Here is a 17900-nt window from a genome sequence, read left to right as displayed (position 1 = left end):
GGACGGGGCAATAAAAACAGGGAAGGGATGAAGCTTGCCGCCATAAAGCTGGAATTTGCGTCTCCTTTCTCGGGGGAAAAAATTGCGCTTCATGTGCCTGAAAAACTTCTGCCCTGGTGAATTTTCAGCCCCTCTTTCTCAGCAATCCCTTTTTTTCACCAGCCTTTGTCACGGGGCGGTTTTACCGGGAAAAGGCAGATGGCCATGAAGATTAGCCGCTGCCGTAAAAAAAACGTTGAGAAAGGGGGCTCATTTTATTTTCCGCCAAACTACCACCGGGCCGGCTTTTATGGTACACTGATCAAAGTCGTTATTTTAACTTAAATTTATAAAGCATAAAGCTTTTTTATATGTTTTCCCGCGATTCAATTATAGTAAGAAACATCAAGTATATTTCACCGAAGGTAAAGAAAATACGCAAGTATACCCTTATTGCCTCGGTTATCATTGCCGCAGGCTTTCTGCTCTTTACCCTGGGCTATTACTACCATCTTTCCTCGAACCTCCCTCCACTGAATTCAATTATGGATTACAGGCCCAAAAGCATTACCGAGGTTTATTCCGGTAATGGCCGGCTCATCGGAGAATTTTATACGGAAAGAAGAAAAGTTATTCCCCTCAATAAAGTGCCGAAAAGACTGGTACAGGCATTTGTTGCCGCCGAAGACGGCCGGTTCTATGAACATGAAGGGCTCGATTTTTTCAGCATATTTCGCGCCCTTATCAAAAACATCCTTGTCGGCGAAGTTGTCCAGGGGGGGAGCACAATCACCCAGCAGGTGGCCAAATCGCTTCTTTCATCGGAAAGAACGCTCAAACGAAAAACACGGGAGGCCATTCTTTCCTACAGGATTGAAAACAAGCTAACGAAAGATAACATTATATTCCTCTATCTCAATGAAATCTATCTCGGCCATGGCGCCTATGGTGTCCAGGCGGCAGCGGAAAACTACTTTCGAAAAGATGTGAGTGAACTGAACCTTGCAGAAATGGCAACCCTTGCCGGTCTTCCACAGGCGCCCAGCGCCTACTCGCCTTATGTAAACCCCGAACTGGCAAAACAGAGGATGTTTTATGTCCTTTCTCGAATGGTGGAAGAAGGTTTCATCAACATCGTCGAAGCGACTGACGCCATGAATTCAGAAATTACCGTCTACCCCATTGCTGATATAAATAATTCTGCAGCGCCCTATTTTACGGAGCATGTCAGGCAATACCTTGAAAAGACCTACGGATCAAGAATACTTTATTCAGAAGGTCTCAAAGTTTTTACAACCCTCGACCTTGCCATGCAAAAAAAGGCGCAGGCAGCGCTTAAAAAGGGCCTTTTCGACCATGACAAAAGACAGGGATTCAGAGGGGTCGTCAAACACCTTGAATTTAATGATATGAAAACATTTATGGCTCCCCCCAAGGATAAATCTTCATCCCCCATGGAGATTAAAGAAGGTGAAGTATATGAAGCAGTCGTTATCTCTGTAAAGAGGAAAGACAAATCAACAACAATAAGCCTGAAAGGCGGTATAAAAGGAGAAATCCTCTTTAAAGAAATGAGATGGGCCAGAACACCGAACCCGGAAGTCAACTACTATGAAGCCTATATAAAACATCCCTCGGAGGCCTTCCAGGTAGGTGATATCATCAGGGTTAAAGTCATTGACGTGAAGGGCAAAAAAGGAGTGCCCCTCTTTTCACTTCACCAGGAGCCCATAGCCCAGGCGGCGCTTTTGGCAATCGACCCCTCTGATGGGTCGATAAAGGTTATGGAAGGGGGTTATGATTTTAGGATAAACCGTTTTAACCGGGCCGTACAGGCAAGAAGACAGCCGGGCTCATCCTTCAAACCTGTTATTTATTCAGCCGCCCTCGATAAAGGAATGACGCCAAAAACAAAGATTGTCGACTCGCCTTATGTGTATGTAGATAGTCAAAGAAACTTTGTCTGGCGTCCCCAAAACTACGACGGCCGCTTTCTTGGGCCCATATCCCTAAAAAAGGCGCTGGCCCAGTCAAGAAATATCGTTTCTATAAGGCTGGCAAAAAAGCTGGGTATCAGTAAGGTTATTGATTATGCCCGCAAACTCGGCATTAGAAGCGATCTTTCAAAAAACCTTTCCCTCTCTCTCGGCTCTTCAGGTCTTTCATTGCTTGAAATAACGTCGGCTTATGCAGTCTTTGCCTCGGGAGGGAAAAGGCATGAACCGCTATTTATCAGGGAAATCAGGGACCGTGATGGAAAAGTCCTGAAAAATAATATTAACGCCTATTTTGATAAAGTTAATCCTTATGAAAGGAAAAAAGAGGAAAAAACTGAAGATGATGTCCCCCGGGAAGAGGAAAAAAAGAATGACGTCCCCCTGGGATATGCTATCCCGCCGCAAACAGCCTATACGATGACAATGCTTCTGCAAGGTGTCGTTCAGGAAGGCACTGCAAAGAAGGCAAAAGTCTTAAAGCGGCCTGTCGCTGGAAAAACGGGAACAACCGATGAAAACCGTGACGCCTGGTTCATAGGCTTTACACCTGACCTTGTTGCCGGTGTCTGGGTGGGATTCGATGACCGGCGGCCTCTCGGCAGAAGAGAAACCGGTTCGAGAGCGGCGCTTCCCATCTTTATCGATTTCATGCAGGAAGTCTATCAAGAGCAACCTCCCGAGGAATTCCCCCTACCGGAAAAGGAATAAATATTTTTAAGCATTATCGGGCTTTTTCTCACCGAAATACTTGAAAACCTCATGCTGCGGAATAAATTGAATGCGGCCCGTCTCTTTATCGTAAAGAACAGGATTACTTCCCTTGAGTCCGAAGGCAGGATTTTTCGTCCTTATAAATTCCAGCGTATCCCAAAAAAATATCCAGGCCCTTCCATCGGAAGTCCGGGTGCCGTCATAAAGGGCAATTTCCTTATTGCTCCTTTTGAAATCACCATTTAAATAAACAAGCAAAGACCGGGCGGCTTCATCTTTATCGCTTGTGGCTTTAAGAAAAATCCCGGCATCACGGGCCCCTTTTCCTTTTAGAAAGCTCCGGGCAATAAAAAAGCCCAAAATTAAAAAGAAAATGAAGGCAAAAAAAGCGCCGCCGTACCAATAAAATTTTCCCATAACAGGTGAACCCTTCAGAAAGTACAATGACCTTCGCCCTTTAGCAGCCGGTCACTCTCCCTTGCAGACAACAAAACTGCATATGAACTTAATCCTTTATTCGCTGTACTCTTCAATAACCCCGTTAATATTTTTATGGCAATGAGCAGGCATCCTGGCGCCGAGATGACTCACCACTTGCGAGGCGGCATAGCAGCCGAGTATGGTGCATTCCTTCAGCCCTTTTTTATGGAGCAGCCCCGTCAAGGCCCCGGCAGCGAAGAGATCACCTGCCCCTGTTGTATCGACGGCCCTCACTTTATAGCCTTTAACAGACACCTTCTCTTCACCTCTCCTGGCTGCCCAGGCCCCATTTTCACCGCGGGTAAGGAAAAGCGTTTCACAGATACCGAGAATTTTGTCGAATGCCGTGGCAGGGTCTTTTTCCCCGGCCAGGGACAGGCCCTCCACCTCATTGCAAAAGAGGATGTCCACATCCCACTTGATAAAATCCTCGACGGCCTCCCTGAAACCGTTAACGATAAAAGTATCACTTAATGAAAAGGCAACGGGAATACCTCTCTTTTTGGCAGCTCGCGCCAAGGCAATACCGGCGGCCCGCGTCTCATCACCGGACCAGAGGTAGCCCTCTATGTAAACAAACTTCGCCCCTTCAACAATCGTTTCATCGACATTATCGGTATGAAGAGCCGTTGAAATGCCAAGATGTGTCACCATCGTTCTTTGCGCATCCGGCGTAATCAAAACAACAGACGTTCCCGTGCCGTCATTTTCAGCGCCGGGTCCCGAAAAGCCGACACCGCAGTCAGCCATATCCTGTGTGTAATGCTTCCCGTAATCATCATTGGCCACCCGGCCCACGTAATAAGCCTTTCCACCAAGCGCGCCCATACCGTGAATCGTATTGGCAGCCGAACCTCCCGAGCAGGTGGAAAAGGAATGTTTCTTCAATTTTTCAAGGAGCTTCTGCTGGTCTTCATCGCTGGAAAGCGTCATTCCTCCTTTGGGATAGCCGAGCCCGGCAAGCTCTTCATCACCAAGCTGCACTTCAATATCTACAAGGGCATTACCTATGCCGATAACGTCGTATTTCATTATTTCTCCTCTGATTCATTTTTATAGGCAAGGATAATAACAATTGATGAAAAGTTTTTCAATGGAAGAAGAGTGGAGCCGGCAAAGGATGACATGCAGCAGACAAAAATCCGGACCCGGGAGCCTATGACTGAATAAATATCAAGTTGACCTGTCACATCAAAACCTCCAGGACCATCCCCTTTTCAGGCGTATAGGCTCTCCCCCCCTCCCCTTCGAATTGAAAGGGAAGTGATTCGATAGCCATACCTGTATTTCTCTGGATAACGAAATGCAGGTGGGGACCTGAAGAAAAACCGGTGCTTCCCGACTCGGCAATGAAGGCCCCCTCCTCTATGCGTCTGCCCAGGCCATAGCGAACCGATTCCAGCTTCAAGTGGGCATAGACGGCCATCGTCCCGTCATCATGAAGGATTCTGACATAGTTGGCCCGCTCTCCGTACTTTTCCATATCCGACCCGCCCGTATAAAAATCACGGGCTATATCCATGATAATCCCCCCGCGCGCCGCATAAACAGGTGACCCCTCGGGCATGGCGATATCGACGGCATATTGGTTCCAGGGGTCATTATGGCTGTAATCGCCACCAAACGCCTGGGAAAGGAGAAAAGTCACCCCCCTTTCAATAGGCGGTCTGTATGGCTTTTCAGGTTTGTGGACAGCATCAGGTTTGCCGGGAACATAACTGTGCCGGAAACGGTAAGCCCATCTTTTATTTTTTTGAACAGCTTTTATGGAAAAAAGATCCACTTCCGTCATGGCGGGAATGACGACGCTTATCGGCAAAGGGGGAGTGAATGCCGCATTCTCCGTACTTATGGCCTCAAAAACCATTTCAACAGGCCCCCGGTACAGGTTATGAACATGAATATAAGGTTCATACCTGCTTCCCCTGCTCTCGACAAGAACCTTCTTTTCATTCCCACTGACATAAACCTGTTCCACTTCAACCGGCTGATCGGTAGCAGGCGGCCTGTCGGTGAAATGCCAAAGGCCATTTTCGTCTTTGTATTTATAAGTCTTTTTGGCATCGAGATTATCTGCTGCAAAAAGAAATGCAAAAACGATAAATGAGAAATAAAGAATACTTTTATACATGGAATAGAAATACCTCTCTAAAAGTTTTGCATAATGAGGAAGAGGTGGCAAGGTTTTTTCAGAGGAGAAGAGGCATCCTTTATGCTCCCTGATGGTGCCTGAGAGTAAAGTCGGAAAAGGGTGCAAAACCATTTACAAAGCAAAATAATTAGGGTATAAAAATAATAAAGTTAGGGATGCTTAAGGAGAGGGGGAATTTTGAAGAAAAATCCGGGAGCCCGGACCTGCAACGGTTACGGGCTTTTTTGCAGATGGGAGCAAATGAATATATGAGCGCGCTCTTTCCGTTAATTAAAGTTTAACAATATCTATTCTATAAACCGAAAAATTTTGGGTGAGGAATAATTTAAATGTTATCAAAAATTATATCTTTAGTTGTTATATCTTTGGCTATTGGAATCTATGTTCTGGTTAAAGGAAAAAAATCAGGGCATACTGAAAAGAAAATAACGAGAGCAAAGGAATTTGGATTTCACGAGCCCGTCTCTCTTCACCCCGCCATTGATCCGGCAAAATGTATCGGCAGCGGCGCCTGCGTTAAAGCCTGCCCGGAAAAAGATATTCTCGGCATTTCCAGAGGTAAGGGGAAACTGATCAACGCCTCTCACTGCGTCGGCCATGGCGCCTGTGCCGCCGCCTGCCCTGTCGACGCTATAACCCTTGTTTTTGGGACAGAAACAAGAGGCGTAGAAATTCCTTATGTAACGCCTGACTTTGAAACCAATGTAAAAGGCGTTTACATTGCCGGAGAGTTAGGGGGAATGGGGCTCATAAAAAATGCAATCACCCAGGGCCGGGAGGCCGTCGAATATATTGCCTGCGCTCTCAAAAGTGAAGAAATAAAAGAGGAGAACACTTATGATCTGATTATCATTGGCGCAGGTCCCGCCGGCATTGGAGCATCCTTGTCGGCGCTAAAGCATAAACTGAACTTTTTAACCATTGATCAAAGTGAGATCGGGGGCACGGTCTTTAATTACCCCAGACATAAAATCGTCATGACCTCTCCCGTGGAAATACCACTCTATGGAAAAGTGAAATTAAGAGAAACAACGAAAGAAGCGCTCCTTGATTTATGGATGAAGATCATTAGTCAAACAGGCCTTAAAATAAATACAAATGAAAAAATGTTAGCTCTGTCACCTCATAAAAACGGCTCTTATACGATTAAAACCAGTAAAGGGGAATACAGGGCAAAAAAGGTTATTCTCGCTATCGGCAGGCGGGGCACACCAAGAAAACTGGGTGTGCCCGGAGAAGCGCTTCCAAAGGTTGCCTACAGGCTGCTCGACCCTGAACAACATCAAGATGAGGATATTCTTGTTGTCGGCGGGGGAGATAGCGCTGTTGAGGCAGCGATGGCCCTTGCCGGCCAGGGGGCGAACAGGGTTATTTTATCCTACAGGAAAGAGGCTTTCGGCCGGATCAAAGCGGGGAACAAGACCCGTCTCGATAGCGCAATAGCAAAAGAAGCGCTTAAAGTCATATTTAATTCCAATGTTAAAGAGATAAGAGAAAAGGACGTTAAAATTTCTGAAGGGGAAAAAACCGGTTTTATAAAAAATGATTACGTTTATATTTTTGCCGGTGGGGAACTTCCCAACGAGTTTCTAAAATCCATCGGAATTAAAATAGAAAAAAAGTTTGGAACAGCCTGAGTTATTTTCAGCGGCGCCTTTCATTATTGCGCCGGGAAACAACAGGAGGGGAATTGAAATCAATGGGGAGACGCCGGCAGCCGCTTCGCCTATTGATTTTTTTGCACTATCGTGATACTTTGCCTTGTCAGATGTTTTTTTCTTGCCTGTAAATTTACGTAAACAATGATTGACTATACCCAATATTTTAATCTCGTTGAGTGTTCACATTATACAGACGGCACGGGATGCATTGCATCCAATACGGCCTGTCCCAGAGTCGGCATCATTGTTCTCGACAGGGAGAGAAAATCCGTATCTTTCCTGAGCAATTCCATTACGGAAATTCTGAAAAACACCCCGCTTAAACCTTATGATTACGAAGTCATGAGCGATCATTTCCTCTCCGGCATCGGTGAAAAGGAATCGGCAGATAAGGGTGGCTGCATTTCAAAAACGCTCCAAATGAGCAACAAGCATTTTTGCTATACCATTTATCATATTAACCGTGAATCGGTACTGGTATTCTTAAGGGATATTACTGAAAAGATGATGCTCGAGTCTATTGCCGAAGCAGTCAATACCATGGAAAATACGGGCTACATCTTTTCCGGGATAAGGCACGAGATCGGTAATCCCATTAACTCCATTAAAATGACGCTCAGTGTTCTTAAAAAAAATCTGGAAACCTTCCCCCAGGCCACTGTTCTGGAATACATCGACAGGGCTTTAATGGAAACAGCGAGGATTGAGTACCTTCTTAAAACACTGAAAAATTTTAACATGTTTGAGAATCCCGTTATCCAGCGTGTGAATCTGCCTTCTTTTATAAACAGCCTGCTGTCTCTTGCCGTAAAGGACTTCGAGGAAAATGGCATTAATATTAAAACGCTCATCTCTCCCGAAGTCAAATATATCCGCACCGACCAGAGAGCGCTTCAGCAGGTTATGCTGAATGTCATTACCAATGCCTCCGATGCCCTGAAGGAAGCAAAGGACCCGGAAATTACCATAAGCGCAGAAAATACGGGAACCGACTATGTATCCATAACGATTAAGGACAATGGCTGTGGAATGGGAGACACGGAGAAGGGGAACCTTTTCAAGCCCTTTTATACTTCCAAACCCAACGGCACCGGCCTGGGACTGGTAATAACAAAAAATCTCCTTACAAAAATGCAGGGCAGTATTGAGATAGAAAGCGCCGAAAAGGAGGGAACCTCCGTTAAAATAGATATTCTTAGAGAAAAACGCCTTGAAAGAAAAGAACCCTAAAAAGGTCGTCCTCCTTATAGACGATGACAGGATTTTCTGCAGCGCCCTTAAAGATCATTTCTCCAGCGTCGATGTAGAGGTTTTCACGGCGCATACGGCTGAAGATGGCCTGAAAATCTGTTCAGGCAGAAAAATCAGCCTCGTCCTTTTAGATCAAAGACTGCCCGATGCCGAAGGCCATACCCTTTGTCCGGCCATCCTGAAGCACAACGACCAGACCAAGATAATCTTTGTCACTGCCTACCCCAACTTTGAAAATGCCCTCAACGCCATTAAGATGGGTGCACATGACTACCTTTCCAAACCCTTTGAGCTTGCAGAACTGGATATTGCAATAGAAAGATCCTTCAAGATTCAGTATCTCGAAAAAATAGAACAGATACAGAGCTATACCGTTAAAAAGGACAGCGAAGAAACCATTCTGGCGGGTAGTCTCGGTGGGACCCTGCAATTGGCGGAACTGGCGGCCTCAAGCGAAGCCCCTGTGCTGATTACAGGGGAAACGGGAACGGGCAAAAGTCTGCTTGCAAAATTTGTTCATTACAAAAGCAGTGTCCGTAAAAATGCCTTTATCAGCATTAACTGTTCCGCCATTCCTGAAAACCTTATTGAATCCGAGCTCTTCGGCCATACGAAGGGAGCCTTTACAGGCGCCCTGTCCGACAAAAAAGGCATCTTCGAAATGGCTGACGGCGGCACCCTTTACCTCGATGAAATCGGCTGCATGCCCCTTTCCCTTCAGCCAAAGCTTCTCAGTGTCCTGGAAGATAAAAAGATACGAAGGCTTGGCGGCGACAGTGAGAAACCGGTCGATGTACGCATTATCGCGTCAACGAACATCGATATCGACAAGTCCATTGAGGAAAAAACTTTCAGGGAGGACCTCTACTATCGTCTCAATGTGATCCGCGTACACATTCCGCCTTTACGGGAAAGAAGGGAAGACATTCCGGAACTTTGCAATTTCTGGATAAAGAGGATCGGAGGAACGAGGGATATCCGGCTCCCTGAGGGAGAGCTAAAAAAACTGGTCCATTACCCCTGGCCCGGCAATGTAAGAGAACTCAGGAATATCCTGGAACGCTCCGTAATCCTCAGCAGAGACACATTTATCGAGCCTTCTAAACTGTTGATGGAGAGGGAAGCCCCCTCACTTAACAATACAAATGCAGAGGAGATAAACCGTCTCGACACCCTTGAAAAAGTCGAAAAGGACCATATCCGCCGTATGATGGACCACCATGCCAGCAACTATACCCGGACGGCCCGGGCCCTTGGCATCTCCCTTTCCACTCTGAAACGAAAAGTCCACCGTTACAATCTTCTGCCCGCCCGTTCAAAATGACAGACATGTCAAAATGAATGGTTCAAAATGAACACCCTGCCCCTTACATAACGCCTTCCAACTTTTATAACAGGCGGATTTAAAGGCATTTTCAATTTGTGACAATTTTGGCATGCTACTTGCTGCAAGAATCACTTTATGACAAAGCCCGATAAAAACGTATTGATCGTTGACGACGAAAAGCCATTTCTTATGAGCCTTTCAGACGGCCTCGCCAAAGGCTACCCCGACAAGTTCAATGTGCTTCTCGCCGAAAACGGAAATGAAGCTGTAAAAATCCTTGAATCCAACCACATTGGACTTTTAGTGACGGACCTGAAAATGCCAAAAATGGACGGTTTGGAACTTCTTGTCTACATGAACAGCAACTACCCCTCTATTCCCATCATTGCCATGACGGCATTCGGAACACCGGAGATCGAAGACCAGCTTCAAAGCACGGGAGTCTTTCAATACCTTGAGAAACCACTCGATATCGACTTGCTGGCCGAAAGTATACTGGAAGGGATGAAGGCAGCCACAAAGGGGTATATTCAAGGCATTACCCTTCCGACCCTTCTTCAGATGGTGGAAATGGAGAAAAAGACCTGCACTCTCAAAGTAATGTGCAATAAATTGACAGGTTACCTCTACCTGTCAAATGGTGAATTAATGGATGCCGAAGCAGGGGGGGTAAACGGTGAAGAGGCAGCAATTACCATCATATCCTGGGACAAATCGGAGGTGGAGATTGAAGGCATCTGCAAAAAAAGGAGACAGATAAACTCCTCCCTGAGCTACATACTGATGGAAACAATGAGAATCAAAGATGAAAAGCAACAAGCGGAGAAAGAAAAAAAGCGCGCCCAAAGTTTAGAAAATAAACAGGAAAATGGAAATCCTGACAAAGGAGGTATTACAATGGCTGTACTGGAAGAAATCATTGAGAATTTTAAAATGGATATACCGGATTTTTTAGCCACTGATATTGTGAGACTGGGAGACGGTATGTCGATCGGAGGCATATCAAGCGACCCGAATATTGATTCATCTGCCGCCTCGGCAGCTTATGCCCAGGTAATAAACAGCCAGTCGCAGGCAGCGGAGCTTCTGGGAGGAGTCGATATTTTTGGAGAAGCGGAGGATATTTTGATCACTTGCGATAAAATCTATATTCTCCTTAGACTTCTCGGAGAAAATCACTATCACCAACTGCTTCTCACAAGGAAGGCCAATATCGGTATGGGCCGGTTGATGATGAAAAAATACGAGCCCAGGTTCATGGAAGCGCTATTGGAACTGGGCGAACTTTAATAAGAAAGGGAAAGAAAAATGAAAGGTGTTATTGTAAATGCCATGAAAGATATGGTTTCCGACAATTTCGGCAAGGATAAGTGGGAAGCCATACTTGAAAAGGTGGGACTGGACAAAAATACAACCTTTTCAATAACCCACGATGTTGAAGAGGCGGCAGTAATGATGACCTTCAAATCTCTTTGCGAGGTTTTGAACCTTCCTCCGCAACAGGCGGCCGAGACCTTCGGCAAATACTGGGTAACCCATTATGTGCCCAAACTCTACAAGTCCTATTACCGGGGCATAACGAACGCAAAGGACCTCATTCTGAAATTGAATATTATACACAAACAGGTTACGAATATGGTGCCCAATGCGCAGCCTCCCATGTTTGAATACAAGTGGAAGGATTCCAGCACGCTCATTATGAAATATATTTCCAAAAGAGGGCTAATCGCTATCTTTGTGGGCGCCCTGAAGGGTGTGGGAGAGCTCTTTCATACGGAACTGAAGGTAAAACAGATATCCAGCGAGGAAGTTGAAATCATATTCCCCTGACAGAGCTAACGGTTGTCACCAGTCTCCTGTTAAGGGTCACGTCAAATCAAGTTGTGGCTATGGCCTTACTTACTATAAATACGAGACCGGTAGAAGTAGTGTTATAAAAAAGTAAAACAACAGCCTGGGAGGTAAACTCCCGGGCCCGGCCAACATGTCAAGTAAATTGCCGCAACGGCATCAGCCCTTATAATCAATTGCTGACAACGAAGATAAAAAGCGCCCTGGAAACACCTACCTTTCCACCAGCACACCATCGACCATTATCTCGTACATGGTGAGGAGAGATATGAGCCAGGAGAGGGTGGACTCGGCCCCCTGGTTGGCGTTTACACCAATAGCCTCAATGCCGTCAAAGCAGCCGCCTGTTTCAAGAACGCAGACCTGCTCGCCAAGGTCGTTCCAGCCCAGGAACCAGCCCAGGCATCTTTTTGCCTCTAACATCCACTTCCTGTCTGCCGTTGAGCGAAAGGCTTCGGCACAGGCCTCTATGAGACACATGACTTCTATGGGCTGCTGGTCGAATATGGCTGACCTCCCGTCGCGATTCAGCCAGTCGGAATTTCCGATGATAGAGAGATGCTCCTCAGGGGCAGTCTGTTTTTCCAGCAACCATTCAAGGGCGGTCAGTCCCGCCTTGTGCATTTCAGGGTCGGGTATCCATTGCCCGGAAAGAATGAGCGCATGAGGTATCTTTCCATTGGCATAGGTTACGATCTCCTCGCACCAGGGCCAATCCTTTGAAGAACATTCAGCAAAGAGGGCAAAGAGCTTCTCCGACAGGTTCTGCCGAAGCCTGCGGGCATTGGCATCTCCCCCAAAAACCTCCATATAGGCGTGGAGACCCAGGATAGCAAAAGACAAGGCACGGGGAGAGACAAAGGACTCCAGGCAGTTGAGTCCCTCCAGAAAGAGACTGGCCGCCATATTACGGACGGCTTCATTGGGCGCGCATTTAACGGCAACGCCCAGCCCCCAGATGGAGCGCCCCTGCGAATCCTCGCTTCCCGCCTCTTCCAGCCAGCGCCTGTCATAGGACATGAAGTTCCTGAAACTCCCCTTTTCAGGATTAAAGGAATAATGCATAAAGGAGAGATAGGTCTGCATTAGCGGTATGACGGACTTGTCCTTGAAAAGTGAGTAGTGCATGCCCGCCACGATAAGAGCCCTTGCGTTATCATCGACGCAGTAGCCGTGATGGCGGTCAGGCACGGAATATTTGGCATGCTGCAGCATACCCGTATCGTCAGTCATGATCTTCAGGTTTACCTCGGGGAGTTCGTAAATAATCCGTGCATCGCTCCTTTCTGCTATCTGCTGTATGGGCTTCTCTGACCTTTGTTTCAACGCTTCACAGGTAAGAGCAAGGTAATTCTTCCCCACTTCCTGCCAGACCATGGAACGCCCCTTTGTATAACCTTTTTTACATATAGCGCTTCGCTTCTTCTCATTCTTAAGGAGGGCGCAAATCTCTTTCGACATTGAATCAACACAGCCAAAGGGAACGATAACCCCCCTGCCATCGGCAAGCAGTTCTTCGGCATACCAGTAGGGCGTAGCGACGATGGCCGTGCCGAGTCCCATAGCGTAGGCGAGAGTCCCCGAGACAATCTGTTCCCTGTTGAGATAGGGGCTGACGTAGATGTCGGCGGAGGTTATATATTTGGTCAGCGTATCGAGATCGACAAAGCGGTTGTGAAAAAGCACATTATCCTTCAGACCCAGACGTCTTACCTGCTGGAAAAGAGACTGCCTGTAAGAATCGCCATGTTCCTTTTTGATATGGGGATGGGTCTCTCCAAGAATGATGAATACGGCATGGGGATGCTCCTTGAGAATAGCAGGCATGGCATTTATCATACCTTCTATCCCTTTTCCGGGGCTTAAAAGCCCGAAGGTAAGCAGTATTCGGCGGCCATCGAGACCCAGTTGCCTGCGAAATGTGAGGGACATGTCCCCTTTCACATCCGGTATGCCATGGGGGATATGGACGATCTTCCCCTCATCGATGCCGTAAACCTCCATCAGGAGAGAATGCGCTTTATGGGCCATCACCACCAGCGCCTCAGAGTGCCTTGCCAGTTCACCGGTAATTATGCGCTGCTCTTCCGTGGGGTTTTCCAGTACCGTATGGAGCGTGGTAATTACGGGCATCCTCAGATTTTTCAGCATATGGATTATGTGAGCGCCGTAACTTCCACCGAAGATGCCGAACTCATGCTGCAAAAGGGCCACATCAAACTTATGGAGATTGAGAAAGCCTGCGGCGCACAGGTAGTCTGAAAGAACGTTTGCTTTCACCTGGAATTTTACTCTGTCCTTGTAATGATAGCCTTCTTCAACATCATCCATGGCAATAGCCACAAGATTGTTGCCCCCGCATTCCATTTCACCGGCAATGGCATTGCAGAGATCGGTAGTAAAAGTGGCGATTCCGCATCGCCGTGGAAGATAATTTCCAATCACAGCTATTTTTTTGTAATTACTCATATGCTTTCCTTATTAAGATATATGTTTTTCCACTATCTTCCCCCATAAAACAGACACCTATGCGCTGAACTTCGACAGAAGTTCCCTGACGGGAATAACGGCAATACCTGAAGCCGAATCAGACATGGAATAGGGAATAACCAATTCATCGTTATGTATTATCGCACCGCATGTATAGAGAACATTCGGCACATAGCCCTCCCGTTCATCTTCAGTGGGGAGAAGAAGCGGTTCCGGCAGATGGCCTATAACTTTCGAGGGATCGTCAAAGTCGAGCAGGAAGGCTCCTATACAGTACTTGCGCATAGCGCCGACACCGTGGGTAAGAAGTATCCAGCCCGCCTCCGTTTCCAGGGGAGAACCGCAGTTCCCTATCTGTATAAATTCCCAGGGGTATGTGGGCTCACCAAGAAGCGTCGCCTCGTGCCAGAAATGGATATTGTCGGAAGACATGATGAACATGTTTTCACCGTCCTGGCGGGAGATCATCATATACCTGCCCTTTACCTTCCTGGGAAAAAGGGCCATCCCTTTGTTCTGAACAGCCCGGCCGTTTAGTGTCTTGATACGGAAAGTGACAAAATCTTCCGTTTCCAGCAGCATAGGAAGGATATTGAAACCGTTGTATGCCGTATAGGTCGCATAATACTTTACTTCACCTGTTTCATAGACGAAACGGACAAACCTGGCGTCTTCAATCCCCCTGCTTTCGTTTTCCGACACGGGGAATATGACCTTTTCCGATATCCTCCTGTCTTTTCTGAATTTGAGTTCATAATTTGACCTGGCAAGCCATAATATCTTGTCCACAGTGTCATGAAGCAAGGGATAGGGCTCATGATGACTATCCAGTTCATGTTGTATCGACCCGTTCAGGTCATAAAAACTAAAGCGGCCCGGGAGCCTGTCCAGAATATGCGCGGAAACCTCATTGAGCGCCTCCATATCTTCCAGTTTATAGCGGAAAGTAGGGTTGTCGTATGTGGGGTTCTTTATCACCTCAGGCGTTTCGACATAACGGCTTACCTTATCGAAACGGAGTTCATTCTTTTTATCAAGGATGCCGCTCCTGAACTCAATAGATGATATATGCCCCTCACCGGTGGAGCGAAAACTGAGTATGACTCTTCTCTCCCCTTCCGGCAAACGCTGCTGATTGGGATGGTCTACGATGGAAGGGTTAAAAAAGGCAACCGCCTGTATTGAGTATTCATGAGTAAAATAAGCCCCGATGAGAATACGCCTCTCCTCTGATATTTCAATGTCGGCAGGGATGTATCTTTCTACCTCATCGAAATTTCGTCTGAAAATCTTCCTTAACTCTTTGTGCCGGGCAGTAAAGCCGGCAATGACCTCTTCCAGGTTAGCATGAACTTCTTCTTCAGAAAGGAATAAGACACGCGCTATAATATGCCTGGTTCGCTTCTCTCCTCCCGGAAGATAAAATTTGGCGATAACCCTTGTTGGCTGAGAGGTAAATTTTTCCTTACGCCTTTCTACATTGACTGATCTTTTCGTTTTTTTCATATGGCCTCACAGATGCATAAATTTAGGGGCTTACATTCATCTCTTTTCTATAAGGGCGCTCTCGACCTGTCGCCTGTGCACATCTCCAGCAGATCTTCAATTCTGGCAGTTCCGGCACACATGACGGAATCTGCGCCTCCCCAGTATATCTTTAGGGTCCCGTCATCTTCAGGGACTGCGCCACAGCTAAAAACAACATTTGAGACATAGCCTGTAATCTCCCAGGGATCTTCAGGCTGAAGTATCCAGTCATCGGAAACACCGATGATCTTTGAAGGGTCTTCAATGTCGTGAAGGGCGGCGCCAAGCCTGTAGACGGCGCCTGCCATGGTCTCAAAAACGCCGTGGTAAATATGGAGCCAGCCTTTGTCTGTGGCGAAAGGGGTTGCGCCGGGACCTATCTTCATTTCATCCCAGTGATAGGTAACAGGCTTCATGACCACCTTCGAGTCCCCCCAGTGAACAAGATCGGGAGAATAGGATATGCAAATCGACCAGGGTGATATTTCCGAGTGAGGACGGTCGAGGCGCACATAGCGTCCCTTTATTTTCCTCGGAAAAAGGACAACGTTTCGCATATCGGGCTGGGAGATGAGAGCTATACGCTCAATAGACTTGAAATCAGTCGTCCTTGCCAGGGCGATTCTTACGCCATGCCTTGAATAGGCGCTGTAGGTGAGCAGGTAGTCTTCCCCCTCCATGTGGCAAATGCGCAGGTCTTCCACACCGCATTCTTCATATTCGGCAAATAGGCCCTCAACAGCAGGTGTTATGAAGGGTTCGGGAGAAACGATGAAGGAAAAGCCGTCTTCGCTATGGGCCTTGCCGATGATGGATCTGCCGTTTCTTAAATGTGACCTGAAGAGCATCATGTATCGCCCCTCATGTTTAACAACACCGGCATTATGAACGGTCTCCACGGGGTAAGGAACGTCCTGCTTCGTCAGCAGGGGATTCTTTTCATAGCGCTTTACCAAAGGTTCCATAGCTTTTCTCCGGGCCTGCCTGTCTCATCAGGATTGATTGTGAGGCAGTTTAAAGTAAGGCAGCAGAAAGTTGATGGAAAACAGGGTTTACTTTCGTCCAAAATCATCCTCCAGCCGCTCAATGTCATCTTCTCCGAAATAATCGCCCCGCTGCACCTCAACGAAGGCCATGTGCTCCGTCCCCCGGTTCTCCATCCTGTGGACGGCTCCTTGCGGAATATCGATGGATTCCCCCGCCTTGAGCACTATTTCCCGGTCATCAAGCGTTACCACACCTTCGCCATAGATAACATGCCAGTGTTCAGAGCGCCGTCTGTGCCTTTGCAAACTGAGCCGCTTGCCGGGATATACCACGATACGCTTTACCTTGTGGTTGGAATCGTCGGCAAAAACTTCGTAATACCCCCAAGGCCTGCGATCATTACCTTTTGTCTTTTCAATGATCTCTTCGTAGATCTTTATGTAATCATCAACCATCCTCTCGACGGAAAAATTCTCCTCCACAAACTTTCTGCAATGGGCGCGGTCGATCTCACCGAGCCTGTCTGCAGCATGGACGGCCTCATCGAGGTCGGTAACGAGAAAACCGTTGACGCCATCCCTAATAAGTTCAGCCATACTCCCCCTGTTAAAAGCAATAACAGGGGTGCCGCAGGCCATGGCCTCAACAACGGAAAGGCCGAAAGGTTCATCGAAGTTGATGGGATGCAGCAGCATTTTGGCGTTCCTTAACAAGTCGTCCCTCTTTTCAGGACCAACGCTGCCCACGTAGGTAATGTCCTTGCCATTAAGGTGGGGTTCTACCTCTCTCTCATAGTAGACCTCATCCTGGATGATACCGGCCATAATAAGTTTGCTGTCAGTGCGCCGGGCAATCTCTATGGCCTCTTTAGCGCCCTTGTCGGGATGAATGCGTCCGAAAAAAAGGAGGTAATTACCCTGAGGCTCGGCATTAAAAGAGAATTCATTGAGATCGATACCGTGGTGTATTGTCTTAATATAGTCAAGACCGGGCGCCCTGTCGGCCTCGCTTATGGAGACGTAGAAGGCCTTGCCGTTATACTTCTTATAGGCCGGCAAAATGCGGGGAGAGGAAAAACCGTGTATCGTTGTAAGAACGGTCGTTTTCACCAGTCCGCTGTAGGTAAGAGGGAGAAAATCGAAATGATTGTGAATGAGATCGAAATCAGCGGCCCTGTCAAAGAGTTCCGATATGTGAAGAGACTCCATCACCTTCGGGTCTGAATGCTCATCCTCCTCGTAGCCTTTTTTACAGACCCAATGGAGACAACCCTTTGTAACGGAATCTCCCGTTGCAAAAAGGGTAACATCTATCCCTCTGGCGATGAGTCCCTCTGTGAGGAGAGAAACAACGCTCTCCCATGGGCCATAATGGCGGGGCGGCGTTCGCCAGGCAACAGGTGAAAGCATAGCAATATGCATCTGTCTTTCTCCGGAAAAACCGTATTTATAGTAAATTTGGGGAAATAACGTCACAAAAGAGACGCA

15 protein-coding genes are annotated in these 17900 nt (G+C 47.2%); 7 read left to right on the top strand and 8 right to left on the bottom strand.

Features of this window, described 5'->3' with window-relative positions; translation table 11 throughout:
- The first annotated feature begins 350 nt into the window (after positions 1-350).
- Positions 351-2684: a PBP1A family penicillin-binding protein gene (locus OEV42_09235; GenBank protein ID MDH3974447.1), complete on the top strand. Its 2334-nt coding sequence runs from the start codon at positions 351-353 to the stop codon at positions 2682-2684.
- 6 nt (positions 2685-2690) lie between these two features.
- On the opposite strand, the gene OEV42_09230 is transcribed toward OEV42_09235, so the two are convergent.
- The 4 genes from OEV42_09230 to OEV42_09215 form a co-directional block, all read right to left on the bottom strand.
- Positions 2691-3104, bottom strand: coding sequence for a YrhB family protein (locus OEV42_09230; GenBank protein ID MDH3974446.1), 414 nt, complete (start codon positions 3102-3104; stop codon positions 2691-2693).
- 96 nt (positions 3105-3200) lie between these two features.
- Entirely contained in the window at positions 3201-4199 is a 999-nt protein-coding gene (locus OEV42_09225) for an adenosine kinase (protein MDH3974445.1), read from the bottom strand.
- Positions 4199-4357, bottom strand: coding sequence for a hypothetical protein (locus OEV42_09220; protein MDH3974444.1), 159 nt, complete (start codon positions 4355-4357; stop codon positions 4199-4201). Before OEV42_09220 ends, OEV42_09225 begins: the two co-directional genes overlap by 1 nt.
- Positions 4354-5298, bottom strand: coding sequence for a M23 family metallopeptidase (locus tag OEV42_09215; protein MDH3974443.1), 945 nt, complete (start codon positions 5296-5298; stop codon positions 4354-4356). The genes OEV42_09220 and OEV42_09215 overlap by 4 nt, the downstream gene beginning before the upstream one ends.
- Before the next feature lie 350 nt (positions 5299-5648).
- On the opposite strand from OEV42_09215, the gene OEV42_09210 reads away from it, so the two are divergent.
- The 6 genes from OEV42_09210 (at position 5649) to OEV42_09185 (ending at position 11388) form a co-directional block, all read left to right on the top strand.
- Positions 5649-6956 carry an NAD(P)-binding domain-containing protein gene (locus tag OEV42_09210; GenBank protein MDH3974442.1) on the top strand — a complete coding sequence of 436 codons (1308 nt, stop codon included), beginning with the start codon at positions 5649-5651 and terminating at the stop codon, positions 6954-6956.
- A complete protein-coding gene (locus OEV42_09205; protein MDH3974441.1) occupies positions 6943-7071 on the top strand; it encodes a hypothetical protein in 129 nt (42 codons plus the stop codon). The genes OEV42_09210 and OEV42_09205 overlap by 14 nt, the downstream gene beginning before the upstream one ends.
- A 50-nt stretch (positions 7072-7121) precedes the next feature.
- Positions 7122-8210, top strand: a complete 1089-nt coding sequence (locus OEV42_09200; GenBank protein MDH3974440.1) for a HAMP domain-containing histidine kinase — start codon at positions 7122-7124, stop codon at positions 8208-8210.
- Positions 8191-9555: a sigma-54 dependent transcriptional regulator gene (locus OEV42_09195; GenBank protein ID MDH3974439.1), complete on the top strand. Its 1365-nt coding sequence runs from the start codon at positions 8191-8193 to the stop codon at positions 9553-9555. The genes OEV42_09200 and OEV42_09195 overlap by 20 nt, the downstream gene beginning before the upstream one ends.
- Before the next feature lie 138 nt (positions 9556-9693).
- Positions 9694-10848 carry a response regulator gene (locus OEV42_09190; protein MDH3974438.1) on the top strand — a complete coding sequence of 385 codons (1155 nt, stop codon included), beginning with the start codon at positions 9694-9696 and terminating at the stop codon, positions 10846-10848.
- 18 nt (positions 10849-10866) lie between these two features.
- Positions 10867-11388, top strand: coding sequence for a heme NO-binding domain-containing protein (locus OEV42_09185; protein ID MDH3974437.1), 522 nt, complete (start codon positions 10867-10869; stop codon positions 11386-11388).
- 234 nt (positions 11389-11622) lie between these two features.
- Here OEV42_09185 and OEV42_09180 read toward each other — a convergent pair whose 3' ends face one another.
- The 4 genes from OEV42_09180 to OEV42_09165 form a co-directional block, all read right to left on the bottom strand.
- On the bottom strand, positions 11623-13878 hold the full coding sequence (locus OEV42_09180) for a glycosyltransferase family 4 protein (GenBank protein MDH3974436.1): 2256 nt from the start codon (positions 13876-13878) through the stop codon (positions 11623-11625).
- A gap of 57 nt (positions 13879-13935) precedes the next feature.
- On the bottom strand, positions 13936-15405 hold the full coding sequence (locus tag OEV42_09175; protein MDH3974435.1) for a glycoside hydrolase family 130 protein: 1470 nt from the start codon (positions 15403-15405) through the stop codon (positions 13936-13938).
- 47 nt (positions 15406-15452) lie between these two features.
- Positions 15453-16391, bottom strand: a complete 939-nt coding sequence (locus OEV42_09170; GenBank protein MDH3974434.1) for a glycoside hydrolase family 130 protein — start codon at positions 16389-16391, stop codon at positions 15453-15455.
- 87 nt (positions 16392-16478) lie between these two features.
- Positions 16479-17834: a glycosyltransferase gene (locus OEV42_09165; GenBank protein MDH3974433.1), complete on the bottom strand. Its 1356-nt coding sequence runs from the start codon at positions 17832-17834 to the stop codon at positions 16479-16481.
- Positions 17835-17900 lie beyond the last annotated feature (66 nt).

Source organism: Deltaproteobacteria bacterium, assembly GCA_029860075.1.
GTDB lineage: Bacteria > Desulfobacterota > JADFVX01 > JADFVX01 > JADFVX01 > JAOUBX01.
The sequence above is the reverse complement of the archived record's forward strand: the minus strand, read 5'-3'. Positions and strand labels throughout refer to the sequence as shown.

Bases quoted from the DNA above. Each gene is read 5' to 3' on its own strand.
- OEV42_09235 (MDH3974447.1), top strand. From the start codon at position 351: ATGTTTTCCCGCGATTCAATTATAGTAAGAAACATCAAGTATATTTCA.
- OEV42_09230 (MDH3974446.1), bottom strand. From the start codon at position 3,104: ATGGGAAAATTTTATTGGTACGGCGGCGCTTTTTTTGCCTTCATTTTC.
- OEV42_09225 (MDH3974445.1), bottom strand. From the start codon at position 4,199: ATGAAATACGACGTTATCGGCATAGGTAATGCCCTTGTAGATATTGAA.
- OEV42_09215 (MDH3974443.1), bottom strand. From the start codon at position 5,298: ATGTATAAAAGTATTCTTTATTTCTCATTTATCGTTTTTGCATTTCTT.
- OEV42_09210 (MDH3974442.1), top strand. From the start codon at position 5,649: ATGTTATCAAAAATTATATCTTTAGTTGTTATATCTTTGGCTATTGGA.
- OEV42_09200 (MDH3974440.1), top strand. From the start codon at position 7,122: ATGATTGACTATACCCAATATTTTAATCTCGTTGAGTGTTCACATTAT.
- OEV42_09190 (MDH3974438.1), top strand. From the start codon at position 9,694: ATGACAAAGCCCGATAAAAACGTATTGATCGTTGACGACGAAAAGCCA.
- OEV42_09185 (MDH3974437.1), top strand. From the start codon at position 10,867: ATGAAAGGTGTTATTGTAAATGCCATGAAAGATATGGTTTCCGACAAT.
- OEV42_09180 (MDH3974436.1), bottom strand. From the start codon at position 13,878: ATGAGTAATTACAAAAAAATAGCTGTGATTGGAAATTATCTTCCACGG.
- OEV42_09175 (MDH3974435.1), bottom strand. From the start codon at position 15,405: ATGAAAAAAACGAAAAGATCAGTCAATGTAGAAAGGCGTAAGGAAAAA.
- OEV42_09170 (MDH3974434.1), bottom strand. From the start codon at position 16,391: ATGGAACCTTTGGTAAAGCGCTATGAAAAGAATCCCCTGCTGACGAAG.
- OEV42_09165 (MDH3974433.1), bottom strand. From the start codon at position 17,834: ATGCATATTGCTATGCTTTCACCTGTTGCCTGGCGAACGCCGCCCCGC.